Raw genomic sequence first — 16,507 nt, forward strand, 5'->3', positions numbered from 1 at the left:
CGATAGGCAGCAGTTACCCTACATTCGACTGAACGGCGAGTCCGCCCGTCACGCGGTCGACCAAGGGCGCGACACCCTCGGCGAAGTTGGCGATCCCCCGGACCGTGTCCTCGTGCCCGAGGTGACCGGCCTGGCCCATGAGCAGCAGGTGCCCGAACCCGCCCACGTGCTCGTAGAAGCGCTCGATCTGCCCGGCGACGGTGGCGGCGCTGCCGGCGAACACGATTCCGCGTTCGATGAGCTCGGCGAGCGACATCGCGGTCACGTCGGGGATCGGCGAGGACGCCGGGGAACCGGGCGTCGACGTCAGCGGCCCGCGCAGGCCCACGGCCCGGACGTGGTAGGGCAGGTATCCCGGCGGGTAGGCGAACTGCCTGGCCACCTTGTTGCTGTGCAGGTACCAGAGCAGTTTCCGGGCCCCTTCGAAGCCCTCCTCGTCGGTCCGTCCGGTGTAGACCAGCGCCGCGTAGCCGAACATCTCGTCGCCGGGCGCGGGCTTGCCCGTCGCGGCGCAGTGGTCGCGGTAGGCCTGGAACACCGCCCTGGTCCCGTCGAATCCCGACAGGAAGGTGCCGACCCGGTAGCCGTGGTCGGCGATCCTCGGCACGCTGGCCGGGTTCACCGCGGTGACCCACACGGGCGGGGCGGGCTGTTGGTGGGGCCTCGGCCAGATGTTCACCTGGCGGTGGTGGAAGAACTCGCCCTCCCAGTTGAACGGTCCGTCGTGGGTGGACCACGCCCGCGTGATGAGCTCGACCGCCTCCCACATGCGCTCGGACATCCGCACCGGCCGGGAATTGGTGGCAGCGACCTCGTACTGCACGCCCCGCACGAATCCGACCTCGAGACGGCCGTGGCTGAGCAGGTCCAGCAGGGCCATTTCCTCGGCGATGCGCACGGGGTCGGTGCGGTTCGCGACGGGGTTGCCCAGAATCAGGATCCGCGCGTTGGTGGTGAGCCGCGCGAGTGCGCCGGCGATCACGGGAGCGGCGGAGTTCATGCACGTCGCGGTGGAATGGTGTTCGTTGACCATCACGTTCAGCCCGCATTCGTCCGCGACCTGCCACTCGCGGAGGTAGCGGTCCCACAGGTCCGCCGCGCGAGCGGGGTCGATGACGCCGTTGGGCAGGGTGACCCGCACCGATTCATAGGTCGCGGGGTCCGGCAGATACGGGTAGGCCGCCTCGCTGAAATGCCAGTACTGCACGGGGAACGCTCCCTTTCTGGTTGGTGGGGGTCAGGCGGCGGAGATCAGCTCGGCGATCTCCGCCGGGCATTCCACCTGTGCGCGGTGGCCGGCCCGGTCGAGGCACTCGAAACGTGCGCCGGGGATCCGCGCGGCCAGCCCGCGTCCGTAGCCGGGCGCGACGATGCCGTCCTGCCCGCCCCAGATCACCAGGGACGGCACGCGGATCCGCCACAGCCAGTGGTGCAGCCGCGGGTTGTGCAGGTAGGGCTCCCAGCCGTACAACGCGAGAGCCTCTTCGTTGCGCGCCACCTCGAGGACGTCCTCGTCCCGCGCGTGCGCGAGGTCGCCCAGCGCGAAGCTCGTGTCCGCGTAGAGGCGCTTGTCCAGCTCGGTCCGCGGGGTGGCGAAGAGGTCGGCGATCTCCCGGTCGAGCGGCCCGCCGAGCTTGACCCCCACCGAGTCGACGAGCACGAGACGGCCGATCCGCGCGCAGCTCCGCACCGCCATCTCCATGGCGACCCAGCCGCCGAACTGGAGGCCGACGACGGTGACGTCGGTCAGCCCGGACCGGTCGAGCCAGTCGAGGTAGAGGTAGGCGAGGTCGTCGACGGAGGTGCACCAGTCCGGCCGGGGCGAACGGCCGAAGCCCGGGTGGGTCGGCGCGACCACGGAGTAGTCCTTCGCGAGCGCCGCCACGAACGCGGCGTTCTCCTCGGCCCGCTCGGCGCCGGGCAGGACCAGGGCGACCCGGCTGCCGTTGCCCGCGCGGCGAGCGTCGAGGTGCACGCCGGCTCCGAACTCGACGCCGGCTTCGGCGCTGACAAGATCGAGCGTCTGCACAATGCCTCCCAACAATGCCCTCAACAGGGCCTGGTGATTGCAGCCTGCCGCCCGGCGGCGGCGAAGACTGTGACCTGGGTCCGGGACTTCGGCGGGCTCCCTACCGCTGCGCCGGCTCCGGTCGCCGGGCCGCGGCGGCCCTGCGCAGTTCGCGGCGGGCGAGGGCGTCCTTGTGGACCTCGTCCGGACCGTCGACGAACCGGAGCATGCGGGCGAGGGCGTAGCCGTAGGCGAGCGGGAAGTCCTGCGACAACCCACCCCCGCCGTGCAGCTGGATCGCCTTGTCGAGCACCCACTGGACGGTCACCGGGGTCGCGATCTTGATCGCCTGGATCTCGGTGTGCGCGGCCTTGTTGCCCCGCGTGTCCATCAGCCAGGCCGCCTTGAGGGTGAGCAGGCGCAGCTGCTCGATCCGGACGCGGGACTCGGCGATCCAGTCGCGGACGACGCCCTGGCCGGACAACGGCTTGCCGAACGCGACGCGCTCCTCCGCCCTGGCGCACATCAGTTCGAGCGCGCGTTCGGCCACCCCGATGGCGCGCATGCAGTGGTGGATGCGGCCAGGGCCGAGCCGGGCTTGCGCGATCGCGAAGCCGTCGCCTTCGCCGCCGATGAGGTTCGTGGCGGGCACGCGGACGTCGTCGAACCGCAGTTCGGCGTGTCCGCCGTGTTCGTGGTCGTCGTAGCCCAGGACGCGCATCGCGCGGGTCACGCGGACGCCGGGCGTGTCCCGTGGGACGAGGATCATGGACTGCTGGCGGTGCCGCTCGGCGTGCGGATCGGTCTTGCCCATGACGACGAAGATCGCGGCGTTCGGGTTCATCGCCCCGGTGATCCACCACTTGCGCCCGTTGATCACGTAGTGGTCGCCGTCGCGCTCGATGCGGGTGGCGATGTTGGTGGCGTCGGAGGAGGCGACATCGGGTTCGGTCATCGCGAACGACGACCGGATCCGTCCGGACAGCAGCGGTTCCAGCCATTGGCGTTTCTGAGCGTCGGTGCCGAACTGCGACAGCAGCTCCATGTTGCCGGTGTCCGGTGCGGCGCAGTTGAGCGCGGCGGGCGCCAGGTGCGGGCTCCGGCCGGTGATCTCGGCCAGCGGCGCGTACTGCTGGTTGGTGAGACCGGCGCCGTGCGCCCCCGGGAGGAACAGGTTCCACAGCCCGCGCTCGCGCGCCTCCGCCCGCAGTTCGGACAGCACGGGCGCGGAGTCCCACGCCCATGGATCGTCCAGCTCGGACAGTTGCCGTTCGAACACCGGCTCCGCCGGGTGCACGTGCGTCTCCATGAACTCCAGGAGCCGCCCGCGCAGGTCCTCGGTGCGATCGTCGTAGGCGAAGTGCATCAGCCGTCCTCCTTCAGGGCAGCCAGCCCGATGTCCAGCAGGGGCTCGGTCAGCGCGCCGATCCCGTCGAACCCGGCACCCACGGTCTGCCCGTGCAGGTGCCGGTGGCGGATCCCCTCGACGATCGCCGCCAGCTTGTAGCAGGCGAGCCCGAGGTGGAAGCCGAAGTGCGCGGGGTCGCGGCCGCTGCGCGAGCGGTACCGGCCTCGCACCTCGTCCTCGGTGAGATGTCCCGGCGCCGACGCGGCGTCGGTGACGAGGTGCCCGCCGGGGAGCCGGCTCAGTTTCTGGTAGGCGATCAGCAGCGCGAGGTCGGTCAGTGGATCGCCGAGGGTGGCCATCTCCCAGTCGATCACGGCCGTCAGGCGATCGGCGGAGTCGACGAGCACGTTGTCGAGGCGGTAGTCGCCGTGCACGATGCCGGGCCGGGACTGGGCCGGGACGTTCGACGCCAGCCGGGAGCGCAGTTCCTCGGCCGCCGGCAGGTCGCCGCTGCCGGCTGCCGCCAGTTGCGCGCTCCAGCGCCGCACCTGCCGGTCCAGGAACCCGTCGGCGCGACCGAAGTCCGCCAGCCCCACCTCGGCCGGGTCGACGTCGTGCAGTGCCACCAGCGTGTCGACGAGGCGGAGCGAGATCCGGCGGACCCGGTCCGGCCCGAGCCGCGCCAGCTGCGCCGCCCTCCGGAATGGGGTCCCGTCGACCTTCTCCATGAGGTAGAAGGGCGCTCCGATCACCGAGTCGTCCGTGCACAGCGCGTACATCGCGGGCACCGGCACGCCGGTGCCCGCCAGCGCGGCCATGACCCGGTACTCGCGCGCCACGTCGTGAGCGGTGGCGAGCACGTGCCCGACCGGTGGTCTGCGCAGCACCCAGGCGCGCTCGCCGTCACCGACCTCGTAGGTCAGGTTCGACCGGCCGCCCGCGATGAGGCGCGCCGACAGCGTCCGCTCGGCCGCGAGCCACTCGGCCAGCCGTGTCAGATCCAGGCCCGGAAGGTGGCTCACCGGGCCGCCTGTTCCAGGTGCCGCTGCAGCTTGTTCATCCCGCCGAGCCAGCGGTCGGTGTCGGCGGCGCGGTGCCGGTAGTGGTCCGCCGCTTCGGGGTGCGGGAGGATCAGGAAGCGGTCGTCGTGCAGCGCCTGCCACGTCACCTCGGCCACGTCCTCGGGAGTCACCGCGCCGCCGGCCAGCACCGACCGCATCGGCCCGCTGGCCGCGAGCATGCCGGTGCGCACCCCCTGGGGACAGATCGCCTGGACCACGATCCCGCGGTGCCGGTAGGTCGCGGACAGCCATTCGGCGAAGGCGACCACGGCGTGTTTGCTCACCGAGTAGGTCGCGGTGCCGAGCGCGGTCAGCAGCCCCGCGGCGGACGCGGTCACCACGAACCGCCCGCGACCGCGCTCCAGCCACTCCGGGACCAGCAGCCGGGCGGCGCGGACGTGCGCCATGGTGTTGACCTCCCAGCTCGCCGCCCAAGCCGCTTCGCTGGCGTCCAGCCCGTAGCCGCGGACGACGCCGGCGTTGGCGAACCAGGCGTCGACCTGGCCCAGGTGATCGCGCGCGGCCGAGACGAGGGCCACGGCCCCGGCCACGGACGCGGCGTCGCCCGGCACGGCGAGCGCGCCGATCTCCGCGGCCGCCGCCTCCGTCGCGACGGGATCCAGGTCGTTCACCACGACGCGCGCGCCCCCGGCGGCCAGCCGCGCGGCCAGCGCCTTGCCGATCCCGCCCGCGGCGCCGGTGACGACGACGCCCTCACCCGCGACCGTCATGCGGTCACCCCGGCCAGGGTCACGCCGCCGTCGACGACGAGCAGGTGGCCGGTGAGCAACGACGCGTCCGCGGACAGCAGGAACGCGACGGCCCCACCGATGTCGTCCGGCTCGCCCAGGCGCTTGAGCGGGTAGGCCGCGGCCAGCTGCTCCTCCCGGCCCTCGTACAGGGCCGCGGCGAACTTCGTCTTCACCACCGCGGGCGCGACCGCGTTCACCCGGATCCGCGGGCCCAGCTCGACGGCCAGCAACCTGGTCATCGCGACGAGCATGGCCTTGCTGGCGCCGTAGAAGCCGACGCCCGGCGCCGGGGAGATCGCCGAGTGGGACGCGACGTTCACGACCGCTCCGCCGTGCTCGCCCATCCACGCGCGGTGCGCGTGCTGGACCCAGGACAACGCGGCGATGCAGTTGACCTCGACGACCTTGCGGGCCACTGCGAGGTCGAGCTCGACCATCGGCCCGTACCACGGGTTGACGCCGGCGTTGTTCACCAGCATGTCGAGGCTGCCGAACCGCTCCACGGCCTGACCGACGGCGTCCGCCTGGTGCGCGGTGTCGTCGGCCTTGCCGGCCACGGCGAGCGCCACCTCCGGGCCCCCGAGGCGAGCGACGGCCTCCTCCAGCGCCTCTTGTTTGCGCGCGGTGATCACCACCCGCGCTCCTTCGGCGACCAGTCGTTCGGCGATGGCGAACCCGATGCCGCGGCTGGCCCCGGTGACGATCGCGGTCCTGCCGTCGAACTTCCCCGGCACGGTCACCGCCCCCACTCGACGTGCGCCCGGACCCGGCCACCGTCGGCGCTGACCCAGCCCTGGCGTGCGGCGTGGTCGAGCATGCGGGTGAACCCGTCGTGCCAGTCCTGATCGCGATCACCAGCGGCGGAGCGCAACCAGGAGACGTCGAGCCAGACGTGATCGCCGGCGACCTCGCCCGCGCCGGCGGCACCCAGTGCCCGCGACAGGAGCCCCCACCGAGGCGACTCCGCCGCGGCGCGGACCGACAGCGCGCTCAGATCCTCGGCCCTGCACAGCTGTGGCACCGCTGGTCCACCGTCGGGTACGTACACCACCATCTCCGCTCACCCTCGCCGTTCCGGTCCAGTTCCGTGAGCAGGAGTCTGGTGTCCCACCGGGACGGTGACTGTGACCTGGATCCGTGAGTTGACGCCGGACAAACCGGACGGGACGGCGTGGTTTCCGCTCCGGCCGGAACGGAGATCCCGGACGGTAGGCTCACCGATCGTGTGGCAGAGCGTCGAGCGGTGGAGCTGGGTGGCCGGCATACCGCGGCTCCGCAGATCAAACTCGCCAGCAGCCACCCCGGCGCGCCGGACAGCCCGATGTCCTCCGCGAAATCCAGCACCCCCTCAGCGGAGCGATCGCGACGTTCGCCCTGGCAGTCGCCGTCGGCGGCGCCTCGATCAGCTACCTCGGCGCCGAAGCCTGTGATCCGGTCGAGCTCACGAACCCGTTCTGCCAGCGGCCGGTGCGGCTGGCCGGCTGGGACGTCCTGTCCCCCGGCCTGGGCGTCGTCGCCGATCTGAGCGCCGGATGGTCGCCGTGATCGGCTATTACAGCGTCTGCCTCCCGGCGACGGCACGATTCGTCCAGCGGGCCCCCGCGGTCCAGCCTGACGCGTTGCGCCGCGTCAAGGACCTGGTGGAACCTTCGACGCGCTGAGCCCGCACGCCGTCGTGCGTGGCCGAGCGATGCCGGGGGAACCGCCGAGCACGACGAGCACTCACGGTGCTTGGATCGCCGGCCGGCTCCGCCCGTTCGTCGGCACGATGCGCTTCCGCGTCATTCCCTGGCAGCGCCCGCCTGCCGGCCGGCGCCGGACCTTGCCGCGTCGCACGTAGCTGCGCTGTGCTCACTTCTCGGCGCGTTCCATGTCCTTCAGTTCGCCCTCGACGACGACCGCCGCTTTGCGGAGCTGCCGGTCGGCGGCGACGATGTCCTCCCGGCCGAGCACGGAGTTCAGCGTCTCGCTGATCTTGAGCACCTCCGTGCCCATCTCCTCCAGCGCGGCGCGGCCGGCGTCGGTGACCGCGAGCGACAGGGCGCGCTCGCTCTCCGGGTGGGCGCTCCGCGCGACGAACCCGCGGTTCTCCAGCTGCGTGACGATCCTGGTCATCGTCTGCGGCCGCGCATAACAACGCCGGGCCAGCTGGGCGAGGGTCAGGTTCGGGCGGTTGGCCAGGATCCGCAGCGCCGAGTAGCTCGACAGCGTCATGTTCCACGGCCGCAGCCGGGCGTTGCCGATCCGGGTCACGGCGCGCTCGAACCGGAACGCCGCGTCGATCAGCGACGAGGCCTCGTCCATGTCGGTCACGGTCCGGGCGGGCGCGCGACCGTCGTCGAACGGGTCGATGTAGGGCAGCTGATCGGTCACCCCTGCAGCGTAGTGGTCGAGCGCGAACAAGGTGTAAGCATGCTTGCGCTCATCTACGCACGCTTATATGGTCTAAGCATGCTTACATCACCGATCGACCCGGCGCGGTTCCGGTCCGTCCTGGGTCACTTCCCCAGCGGCGTCGCGGCGATCACCGCGCTGGACGGCGACGGGCGGCCGGTGGGCATGGCGGTCTCGTCCTTCACCTCGGTCTCGCTGTCCCCGCCGCTGGTGGCGTTCCTGCCCGCGAAGACCTCCTCGACGTTCCCCCGCATCGCCGAGCGCGGCACGTTCTGCGTCAACGTGCTCGCCGCCGATCAGGAGGACGTGTGCCGCGCGCTCGCCACTCCCGGTGGGGACAAGTTCGCCGGCCTGTCGTGGCGGCCCGGACCGCACGGCGATCCCGTGCTCGACGGCGTCGCCGCCTGGATCGCCTGCACGATCCAGTCCGTCCACGACGCGGGCGACCACCACATCGTGCTCGGCCGTGTCGACGACCTCGCCGCGGGCACCGCCGCGGCGCCCCTGTTGTTCTTCCGCAGCCGCTACCACCACCTCGCGGCCTGACACCCCGCACACCCACCTCAACGGAGAGGCTTGTCATGACCACACCTGCGACGGTCAGGCGCACCACACTCGCGGCGTCGGTCGGGAACACGGTGGAGACCTACGACTACGCGGTCTACGGCTTCCTCGCCACCGTGCTGGCCACCGTCTTCTTCCCGGCCGCGAGCCCCGGCACGGCGCTGCTGTCGTCGTTCGCCGTGTTCGGCTCGGCCTTCCTCGCCCGGCCCGCGGGCGCACTGGTCTTCGGGCCGCTGGCCGACCGGCTGGGCAGGCGCCCCGCGCTGGTGGCGTCGCTGCTGCTGATGGCCGTGGCCAGCACGCTCATCGGGGTCCTGCCCACCACCGCGGTCGTCGGGATCGCCGCGCCGATCCTGCTGGTGCTGCTGCGGTTCGCGCAGGGCCTTGCCGCGGGCGGCGAGTTCACCACCGCGATCATCTATGTCGCCGAGTTCGCCCCGCCGCACCGCCGCGGCGCGTTGTCCAGCCGGGTGCAGGTCGGCAGCCTCGCCGGTTTCCTGCTGGGCGCGGTCGTCGTGCTGTCGCTGAACACCGCGCTCAGCCGCGAGCAGATGCTCGACTGGGGCTGGCGGGTCCCGTTCCTCCTGGCTCTGCCCATCGGCGTCATCGGGCTCTACCTGCGCAGCCGCTTCGGCGAAACACCGGAATTCCTGGCCACGCGCGGCCGGCCGGCCACAGCGCCGTCCTCCCGCCAGTGGTCCCGGGTCTTCCTGCTCATCGGCGTGTCCGTGCTGCACATCGTCGGGATCTACATGGTCTACACCTACGTGCAGAGCTACCTCATCCAGCTGCGCCTGTCCCCCGCCACGGCGACCGCGGTGATCGCGTTCGCGTTGCTCGCCGGCGTGTTCCTGGTGGCCGCGGGCGGCCGGGCCGCGGACCGGCTGGGCAAGCCCCGCGCGCTGCTCGTGGCCTCGGTCGCCGTGCTGGTGGTGACCTATCCCCTGTTCGCCGTCCTCGCCACCGCACCGCCGCTGTGGCTGGCCGTGCTCTGCACGCTGCTGCTGTCGGCGGGACCGGCGTTCTACTCCGGCGCCGCACCGATCGCCTACGTGCAGCTCGTCCCGGTGCGGATGCGCGGCAGCGTCGTCGGCCTCACCTACAACATCGCCGTCGCCGTCCTGGGCGGCTCGGCGGTCTTCATCTGCCAGGCCCTGGTCGAGCTGACCGGTGACCGGCGCTCCCCCGCCTACCTGCTGCTGGCCGCGGCGGCGGTCAGCGCGATCGCCGCACTCGCACTGGCCCGTTCACGCGAGCCGGAGCCCGCCCCCATCGCCGAACTCGCCACGGAGGCCGGTTCATGACCACCCTGTCCCTGTCCGAGGCCCGCACCCTCGTGACCGCTGTGATGACCCGCGCCGGGCACTCCCCCGCCGACGCCGGGATCATCGCCGACCACCTGCTCGACTGCGAGCTGCGTGGGCTGGCCTTCGGCGGCCTGGCCCGCGCACTGTCCATCGTGGAGCGCATCAGGGCCACCCCGGCGCCGCCGCGGCCCATGCGGGTGGTGGCCGAGACGCCGGTGTCGGCCACTGTGGACGCCGGCGACCAGGTGGGCTACCTCGCCGGGATGCGCGCCGTCGAACTCGCGATGGACAAAGCGCGAGCCCACGGCATCGCCGTCGTCGGCGCCCGCAACACCTGGTACACCGGCATGTTCTCCTATTACCTCGAAAAGGCCGCGGACGCCGGGTTCGCCGGCATGATCGCGGGCAGCGGGCCCGCCGTGGTCGCCCCGCACGGCGGCACCGAGGGCCGCTTCGGCACCAACCCGATCGCGTTCGGGTTCCCCGCCGAACCGAGCCCGGTCATCTGGGACATCGGCACCTCCGCCGTCATGCACGGCGAGGTGGTGCTCAAGGCCCGGCTCGGCGAGAAACTCGACCCCGGCCAGGCCTACGACTCCGGCGGCCTGCCCACCCTCGACCCGCAAGCGGCGCTGGCGGGGGCGCTGGGCGTGTGGGGCGGGCACAAGGGCTCCGGCCTGGCGCTGGTCGTCCAGTTGCTGGGCATGATGACCGGCGCGGCCGCCGCACCGCCCGGGATCTCGGACTGCGGGTTCTTCGTCCTGCTCGTCGATCCCGGCTCCCTCACCGACGCCGCCGGCTACCGCCGCCGGGTCACCGAGTACGCCGCCTCGATCAGGGCGACCAGGCCCGTCACGGGCGGCGACCCGGTCCGGGTGCCCTTCGACCGGTCCGTGGCCCGCCGCGCCGAAACACTGCGGCGCGGCGCGATCGACGTGCCCGGCACCGTGGTCGCCGCCCTGCGAAGGGAGGCCGGGCATGCCGGATGACCCCGACGCCTTCGCGATCTCCCCGTCGGCCTCCGGCCGCCTGCTGTGCGGCGGCTGCGCCGCCGAGGACCGGTGCCGACTGGGCATCGCCGCCGTCGACGCGACCCGCTTCGACGTCGTCTGCCCCGCGCACTGGCAGGGCGGGCCGGGAGTGGCGCACGGCGGCTGGACGGCCGCGGTGTTCGACGAAGTGCTCAACCTGGCCGCCCTGTCCACCGAGCCCCGCCTGGTGACCAAGTCCCTGACCGTGTCCTACCTGCGGCCCGTCCCGGTCGAGCGTCCACTGCAGGTCACCGCGCGCATCGACCACCATGCCGGGCGGGACTGGACGGTCTCGGCGCGGATGTCCCTCGCCGGGACACCGCTGGCCACCGCGCACGCCGAACTGCGCACCCGCCGCCCCGATCACTACGCCCGCCACGAAGCGTGGCTGGCCTCGCACAACTAGGAGGAACGATGGTCGAATTCTTCACCGGGCTGCAGCCCCTCGAATCCGGCGAAACCGACCCGGACCGGATGCTCGCCCGGGTCCGGGAGCTGGACCGCTCCGCGGTCGTCGACCGCGTCCTCGTCGGCTACTCCTCGACCTGGCCGCACAACCACGCCACCGCGCCGTTCGCCCTCGCCGCCAGCGAGAAGTTCGCGCCGATCGTCGCGCACCGGCCCGGGGTCATGCCGCCGGTGGCCGCCGCCCGCTACTTCGCCACGCTCGACGTGCTGGCCCGCGGCCGGCTCGCGATCAACGTGGTCGTCGGCGGGTCGGACAAGGACCTCCGGCGCGAATCCGACGCCCTGCCCAAGAGCGAGCGCTACCGCCGCGCCACCGAGTACCTCGACGTGGTGCGCCGCACCTGGACCTCCGCCGAGCCGTTCGACCACCACGGCGAGTACTACACGGCCGAGGCGGTGAAGATCCTGACCAAACCCGTGCAGGGGCAGGTCCCGATCTTCATGGGCGGCGAGAGCGACGACGCCGTCGAGTTCGGCGCCCGCCACGCCGACCTGTACATGCTGTGGGGCGAACCGTTCGCGGGCACCAAGGAACGCATCGACCGGGTCCGGGCGGCAGCCGCGCGCCACGATCGCGACATGCGGTTCTCGCTGAGCCTGCGGTTGTTCCTCGGCGACACCGACGACGACGCCTGGGCCCTCGCCCGCTCCGTGGAACGGCAGATCGCCGAGGCGTCCGGCAAGTTCCTGCGCTCGTCCTCGGCCGACACCTCGGTGGGCCGCCAGCGGGCGCTCGCGCTGACCGAGGAGGAACTGCACGACGACTGCTTCTGGACCGGGCTGACGAAACTGCTGGGTGGTTTCGCCAACTCGCAGGCGCTGGTCGGCACCGAGGAGCGCATCCTGAACACCTTGGGCACCTACCGCGACCTCGGCATCGGCGCGTTCCTCGTGACGACGGGCGCCGAGGCGACCTGGGACCCGGCCCTGGAGGACTTCCTGGCCCGGGCCAAGAAGGAGCTGGCATGACCGGAACACTCGCGCGCGGCAGCTCGGCGGAACTAGCCGACACCACGGTCGGCGCGCTCGTCGCCGAGCGCGCCCGGGCCCATCCCGGCCGGGCCGCGCTGGTGTGCGGGGACACCGAGCTGACCTACGCCGAGCTGGACGAGACCGTGACGAGGGTGGCCCGCGGTCTGGTCGCGCTCGGCGCCGCGCCGGGCGAGTCGGTCGGCATTCTCCTGCCCAACCGCGCCGAGTACGTGCTCACGTGGCTGGGCGCGGCACGCGCCGGACTGGTCGAGGTCCCGATCAACACCGCCTACAAGGGACAGTTCCTGGACCACGCGCTGCGCGGCACGGACGTGCGGATCCTGGTCACCGAGGCGGCTTTGCTGGAACTGGTCGCCGACCTGCCGGAACCGCCCGGCACGCTGGACACCGTCGTCCTGGTCGACGCCGCCGCGCCGCGCCGTGTGCCGCCCGGGGTGCGGGTGCTGACCTGGAGCGACCTGCTCGGCGGCGGTGATCCGGCCGTCCCGCTCCCCCGCGTCGGCCCGGCCGATCCGGTGGCCATCATGCTGACCTCCGGCACCACCGGGCGCAGCAAGGGTGTCGTGATGCCGCACCGGATGCAGGTGGTGGCCGGGCGCGAGTGCGCCGAGCAGATGGGCACCACGCCGGACGAGCGCCTCTACACCTGCCTACCGCTGTTCCACGGCGCCGCGCAGGTGAACATCACCATGCACGGCCTCCACGCCGGGGCGACGGTGGTGATCGGGCGGCGGTTCAGCGCGAGCCGCTTCTGGGAGGAGCTGCGCGCGCACCGGATCACCCAGTTCAACGCGCTCGGCTCGATCCTGCCGATGCTGCTCGCGCAGCCACCGTCGCCGCGGGACCGCGACCACGAGGCGCGCAAGGTCTTCGCCGCGCCCGCGCCGCCGCAGGTGCTGCACCCGTTCGAGGAGCGGTTCGGGGTGCACGTGGTGGAGGGCTACGGGCTCACCGAAATCAAGAACGTCCTCTACAACCCGTTGCGGGAGCGCAAGGTCGGCTCGATCGGGCTGCCGACCGCGTCGTCCGTCGTGGAGGTGCACGACGAGACCGGCCGGTCCGCCGCACCCGGCCAGGCCGGGGAGATCGTGTACCGGCCGCGCGAGCCGCACGTGATGTTCTCCGGCTACCACCGCGATCCGGAAGCGACGCTCGCGACGATGCGGGACCTGTGGTGGCACACCGGCGACCTCGGCTACCGCGACGAGGAGGGCTACTTCTACTTCATCGACCGCAAGAAGGACGCGTTGCGCCGCCGCGGGGAGAACATTTCCTCGCACGAGGTCGAGTCGGTGCTGCTCGCCTTCCCCGGCGTGGTCGCCGCGGCCGCGGTCGGCACCCCCTCCGAGCTGGGCGAGGACGAGGTGCTGGCGGTGGTGCAGCCGGAGCCGGGGCAACGCCTGGACCTGGCCGGGTTGTTCGCGCACTGCGACCGGTCCATGCCGCACTTCATGGTGCCCCGCTACTACCGGGTGGTCGACCGGCTGCCGGTCACCCCGACCGGCAAGGTGCGTAAGACCGACCTGCGCGACCACGGCCACCGCGACGCCTGGGACGCCCACGCCGCGGGACTGACCCCGACCCGCCATGCCTGAGCCCGGCGTGCTCATCCGCGAGATCTCACCGCGGCTGACCTTCCAGGACCACCTCGTGCCCACGGACGTGAAGATCGAGCTGGTGCGGCGGCTGACCGAGGCCGGGGTGCGCGCGTTCGAGCTGTCCTCCTTCGTGCGGCCGGATCTCGTCCCCGGTCTCGCCGACGCCGGCGAGGTGTTCGCGCAGGCACGCCGGAGCGGGCTCACACTCGGCTGCTGCGTGGGCAACACGCGCGGCCTGGCCCGCGCGATCGAGGCCGGCGCGGACACCGCGGCGTTCCTGCTGTCGGCCGACGAGGAGTTCGCCCGCGCCAACACCGGACGCTCCACTTCGGACTCGCTGGCCGAGCTGGAGCGGATGGCCGCCTTCGCCGACGGCCACGACATCGAGCTCGCCACCTACGTCATCTTCGCCTGGGGCGGCCCGACCGGGCCCGCGCGCGGCGCGGACGACCTCGGCCTGCTGGCCCGGCGGCTGCTCGACATCGGGGTGGACCGGTGGATCCTCGCCGACTCCGCCGGTTACGCGGCGCCGCCGCAGATCCGCGAGGTCGTCTCCGCCGCGCTCGCGCACGTGCCCGCCGACAACCTGACGGTGCAGATCCACGACGACCGCGGGATGGGCCTGGCCGCCCTGCTCCCGCTGGTCGAACTCGGCGTCCGCCGCATCGACACCGCGCTCGCAGGCAGCGGCGGGCATCCCGCGGTCCCCGGCGGCCGCGGCGGCGGGCTGTGCACGGAGGACGCGGTCCAGCTGCTCGAACTGTCCGGTGTGACCACCGGGATCGACCTGCCGCGGCTGATCGGCACCGCCAACTGGCTGGTCGGCGAGATCGGCGTGCGCGGCCGCGGCTTCGTCCGGCACACCGGCCCGGTGCCGCGTGCCGGTGAGTCCGCCGCACCACTCTCCTTCACGTGGTGACCGAGGAGGACCAGTGACGAATGTCGTTGTCGCCGGAGCCGGCCTGTCCGGGCTGTCCGCCGCGATCGCCGCGCGCGAGGCGGGCGCGCGGGTCGTGCTGTTGGAGAAGGGCGGCCGCCAGGACGTCGGCGGGAACGCCGCCTTCTCCGGAGGGCTGTTCCTGTTCCGCTACGACGGCCCGGACGACCTCGCATCCATCACGACGGACGTCGAGCCCGGGCTGGAACACGACCGGATCGAGGCCCCGCCCTACACCGCCGAGGCCTACACCGCCGAGCTCATGGCGATGAGCGGTGGCCGCGCGGACCCGGCGCTGGTCGGCGCGCTCGCGCAGCGGTCCCTGGACACCGTGCGCTGGCTGGCCGGCCGGGGCGTGCGGTTCGTGTTCAACCGGACGCTCGGCGCGCAGGTGCGCGACGGCGTGCTGCACGTGCCACCCGGGCAGGTCCTGACCTGCGCCGGTGCGGGGATGTCCCGCGGGTTCGCCGTGATCGAGCCGCTGCTGCGGCACGCCGAGCGCCTCGGCGTCGAGATCCGCTGGTCCACGCCGCTCGCCGGCCTCGTCCGGGAGAACGGCCGGGTGACGGGCGCGGTGACCGGCGCGGGTGTGGTGCCCGGTGCCGTGGTGGTCGCCACCGGCGGGTTCCAGGCCTCCCCCGAGCTCCGCCTGCGCCACCTGGGGCCGGACTGGTCGACCACGCGGCTACGCGGCACCCGGCTGGCCACCGGGGACGGGATCACCGCCGCGATCCAGGCGGGTGCGACGCCCGCGGGTGACTGGTCGCGCTGTCATTCGGCCGCGGTCGACCCGTCCCAGCCCTCACCCGGCAGTAGCGCCGCGCCGCCACCGTTCCCGCTGCACGGGTTCTGGCTCGGCGTGCTCGTCAACACCGACGGCGAACGGTTCGTCGACGAGGGGCCAGGACCGTGGGTGCGGAACTACTCGAAGATGGGTGCGGCGATCAGGCGGCAGCCCGGGAGCGAGGCGTTCGAGATCTTCGACCAGCGGACCGCGACCCGGGTGGCCGACGAGTTCGCCGGGCACGCCGTGCCGGTCACCGCGCCCACCCTGCCCGCCCTCGCCGAGCGCATCGGGGTGCCCGCCGACCGGCTGGCACGCACCGTCGAGGAGTTCAACCGCGCCTGCCGCGACGGGCGCACCGTTGGTCTCACCCCGCCCAAATCCCAGTGGGCCACGCCGCTGGACACACCACCGTTCGTCGCCTACCACGCCGTCACCGGCCTGACCTTCACCTTCGGCGGGGTGGGCATCGACCCGGACGGGCGGGCGCTCGACGCCGGCGGCGCACCGGTGCCCGGGCTGTACGCGGCCGGTGAAGCCACCGGCGGGTTGTTCTCCGGCGACTACCCGGGCGGGGCGGCCCTGATGCGCGCCGCGGTCTTCGGCCGGGCGGCCGGGCACACCGCGGCGACGGAGAGGATCGACGATGCTGTATGAGCTGACCGAGCTGGCGCTCAAGCTCCGCGCGGTGCCGGAGGCGCTGCCGGCGCTGGAGTCCTACACCACGGACAGCGCCGCGGGCGGGACGCTGCTGGGCTGCTGGGAGACCGAGCACGGCGTCATCGTCGGCCGGTTGCTGCTGCTGCGGGAGTTCGCCGACGCCGGGACCCTCGCCGCCGAACGGCAGCGGATCCTCACCAGCTCCGACCCGTTCGGCATCGGCGAGCACCTGGAATCGTTCCGCGTCTGCAGCTACGCGCCGTTCCCGTTCCTGCCGCCCGTGCGGACCGGACAGTTCGGCGGCGTCTACGAGTTCCGCACCTACCGGCTCAAGGTCGGCGGCCTCGGCCCCACGATGGCAGGCTGGGAGGCGGCCCTGCCCGAGCGGACGAAGCTCTACCCGCTCACCACGGCGATGTACGCCCTCGACGGCGCACCCCGCATCACCCACATCTGGCCGTTCCCCAGCCTCGACGAGCGGCTGGCCATCCGCCGCGAGTCCTACGAACGCGGGATCTGGCCACCGGAGAACGGCCCGGAGAACATCGCCCACGCCACGTCGACCATCGCGATCCCCGTGCCGTTCTCCCCGCTGCGGTGAC

The 16,507-nt window shown here is 72.7% G+C and carries 17 protein-coding genes; 9 read left to right on the forward strand and 8 right to left on the reverse strand.

Features of this window, described 5'->3' with window-relative positions:
- Positions 1 to 13: 13 nt before the first annotated feature.
- From ACCP09_RS34150 to ACCP09_RS34185, 8 genes are all read right to left on the reverse strand, one after another.
- Positions 14 to 1,207, reverse strand: a complete 1,194-nt coding sequence (locus ACCP09_RS34150) for an LLM class flavin-dependent oxidoreductase (RefSeq protein WP_433752901.1) — start codon at positions 1,205 to 1,207, stop codon at positions 14 to 16.
- Positions 1,208 to 1,237: 30 nt separating this feature from the next.
- Entirely contained in the window at positions 1,238 to 2,029 is a 792-nt protein-coding gene (locus ACCP09_RS34155; protein ID WP_123686575.1) for an alpha/beta fold hydrolase, read from the reverse strand.
- 100 nt (positions 2,030 to 2,129) lie between these two features.
- Positions 2,130 to 3,374 carry an acyl-CoA dehydrogenase family protein gene (locus ACCP09_RS34160; RefSeq protein WP_378334207.1) on the reverse strand — a complete coding sequence of 415 codons (1,245 nt, stop codon included), beginning with the start codon at positions 3,372 to 3,374 and terminating at the stop codon, positions 2,130 to 2,132.
- Entirely contained in the window at positions 3,374 to 4,378 is a 1,005-nt protein-coding gene (locus ACCP09_RS34165) for a phosphotransferase family protein (RefSeq protein ID WP_433752904.1), read from the reverse strand. Before ACCP09_RS34165 ends, ACCP09_RS34160 begins: the two co-directional genes overlap by 1 nt.
- Positions 4,375 to 5,148, reverse strand: coding sequence for an SDR family NAD(P)-dependent oxidoreductase (locus ACCP09_RS34170; RefSeq protein WP_027929480.1), 774 nt, complete (start codon positions 5,146 to 5,148; stop codon positions 4,375 to 4,377). Before ACCP09_RS34170 ends, ACCP09_RS34165 begins: the two co-directional genes overlap by 4 nt.
- A complete protein-coding gene (locus ACCP09_RS34175) occupies positions 5,145 to 5,909 on the reverse strand; it encodes an SDR family oxidoreductase (protein WP_433752907.1) in 765 nt (254 codons plus the stop codon). The genes ACCP09_RS34170 and ACCP09_RS34175 overlap by 4 nt, the downstream gene beginning before the upstream one ends.
- Positions 5,906 to 6,190, reverse strand: a complete 285-nt coding sequence (locus ACCP09_RS34180) for a hypothetical protein (RefSeq protein ID WP_378363479.1) — start codon at positions 6,188 to 6,190, stop codon at positions 5,906 to 5,908. The genes ACCP09_RS34175 and ACCP09_RS34180 overlap by 4 nt, the downstream gene beginning before the upstream one ends.
- Before the next feature lie 830 nt (positions 6,191 to 7,020).
- Entirely contained in the window at positions 7,021 to 7,542 is a 522-nt protein-coding gene (locus ACCP09_RS34185; protein WP_433752909.1) for a MarR family winged helix-turn-helix transcriptional regulator, read from the reverse strand.
- Between the two features lie 78 nt (positions 7,543 to 7,620).
- Here ACCP09_RS34185 and ACCP09_RS34190 point away from each other — a divergent pair, with 78 nt between their 5' ends.
- The 9 genes from ACCP09_RS34190 to ACCP09_RS34230 are packed head-to-tail and all read left to right on the forward strand — an operon-like array spanning position 7,621 to position 16,506.
- Positions 7,621 to 8,109, forward strand: coding sequence for a flavin reductase family protein (locus ACCP09_RS34190; protein WP_433752911.1), 489 nt, complete (start codon positions 7,621 to 7,623; stop codon positions 8,107 to 8,109).
- Between the two features lie 35 nt (positions 8,110 to 8,144).
- The gene (locus ACCP09_RS34195; protein WP_433752913.1) at positions 8,145 to 9,431 is read left to right on the forward strand and encodes an MFS transporter; all 1,287 of its coding nucleotides are present in this window, start codon (positions 8,145 to 8,147) and stop codon (positions 9,429 to 9,431) included.
- The gene (locus tag ACCP09_RS34200; protein WP_433752915.1) at positions 9,428 to 10,423 is read left to right on the forward strand and encodes an Ldh family oxidoreductase; all 996 of its coding nucleotides are present in this window, start codon (positions 9,428 to 9,430) and stop codon (positions 10,421 to 10,423) included. Before ACCP09_RS34195 ends, ACCP09_RS34200 begins: the two co-directional genes overlap by 4 nt.
- Positions 10,413 to 10,871, forward strand: a complete 459-nt coding sequence (locus ACCP09_RS34205; protein ID WP_433752917.1) for a PaaI family thioesterase — start codon at positions 10,413 to 10,415, stop codon at positions 10,869 to 10,871. Before ACCP09_RS34200 ends, ACCP09_RS34205 begins: the two co-directional genes overlap by 11 nt.
- A gap of 8 nt (positions 10,872 to 10,879) precedes the next feature.
- On the forward strand, positions 10,880 to 11,902 hold the full coding sequence (locus ACCP09_RS34210) for an LLM class flavin-dependent oxidoreductase (RefSeq protein ID WP_433752919.1): 1,023 nt from the start codon (positions 10,880 to 10,882) through the stop codon (positions 11,900 to 11,902).
- Positions 11,899 to 13,521 (forward strand): AMP-binding protein, encoded by a 1,623-nt coding sequence (locus ACCP09_RS34215; protein ID WP_433752921.1) that lies wholly within the window; start codon positions 11,899 to 11,901, stop codon positions 13,519 to 13,521. Before ACCP09_RS34210 ends, ACCP09_RS34215 begins: the two co-directional genes overlap by 4 nt.
- Complete coding sequence (locus ACCP09_RS34220; RefSeq protein ID WP_378363487.1) at positions 13,514 to 14,443, forward strand: pyruvate carboxyltransferase; 930 nt, start codon at positions 13,514 to 13,516, stop codon at positions 14,441 to 14,443. The genes ACCP09_RS34215 and ACCP09_RS34220 overlap by 8 nt, the downstream gene beginning before the upstream one ends.
- A gap of 13 nt (positions 14,444 to 14,456) precedes the next feature.
- Entirely contained in the window at positions 14,457 to 15,902 is a 1,446-nt protein-coding gene (gene tcuA, locus ACCP09_RS34225; RefSeq protein WP_433752923.1) for an FAD-dependent tricarballylate dehydrogenase TcuA, read from the forward strand.
- Entirely contained in the window at positions 15,892 to 16,506 is a 615-nt protein-coding gene (locus ACCP09_RS34230; RefSeq protein ID WP_123686563.1) for an NIPSNAP family protein, read from the forward strand. The genes tcuA and ACCP09_RS34230 overlap by 11 nt, the downstream gene beginning before the upstream one ends.
- The last annotated feature ends 1 nt before the right edge of the window (position 16,507 follow it).

It is taken from the genome of Amycolatopsis sp. 3B14 (genome assembly GCF_050958625.1).
Lineage (GTDB): Bacteria > Actinomycetota > Actinomycetes > Mycobacteriales > Pseudonocardiaceae > Amycolatopsis_E > Amycolatopsis_E thermoflava.

Coding starts and splice junctions, on each gene's coding strand:
- ACCP09_RS34160 (WP_378334207.1), bottom strand. CDS start 3,374: ATGCACTTCGCCTACGACGATCGCACCGAGGACCTGCGCGGGCGGCTC.
- ACCP09_RS34170 (WP_027929480.1), bottom strand. CDS start 5,148: ATGACGGTCGCGGGTGAGGGCGTCGTCGTCACCGGCGCCGCGGGCGGG.
- ACCP09_RS34190 (WP_433752911.1), top strand. CDS start 7,621: ATGCTTACATCACCGATCGACCCGGCGCGGTTCCGGTCCGTCCTGGGT.
- ACCP09_RS34195 (WP_433752913.1), top strand. CDS start 8,145: ATGACCACACCTGCGACGGTCAGGCGCACCACACTCGCGGCGTCGGTC.
- ACCP09_RS34200 (WP_433752915.1), top strand. CDS start 9,428: ATGACCACCCTGTCCCTGTCCGAGGCCCGCACCCTCGTGACCGCTGTG.
- ACCP09_RS34205 (WP_433752917.1), top strand. CDS start 10,413: ATGCCGGATGACCCCGACGCCTTCGCGATCTCCCCGTCGGCCTCCGGC.
- ACCP09_RS34210 (WP_433752919.1), top strand. CDS start 10,880: ATGGTCGAATTCTTCACCGGGCTGCAGCCCCTCGAATCCGGCGAAACC.
- ACCP09_RS34215 (WP_433752921.1), top strand. CDS start 11,899: ATGACCGGAACACTCGCGCGCGGCAGCTCGGCGGAACTAGCCGACACC.
- ACCP09_RS34220 (WP_378363487.1), top strand. CDS start 13,514: ATGCCTGAGCCCGGCGTGCTCATCCGCGAGATCTCACCGCGGCTGACC.
- ACCP09_RS34230 (WP_123686563.1), top strand. CDS start 15,892: ATGCTGTATGAGCTGACCGAGCTGGCGCTCAAGCTCCGCGCGGTGCCG.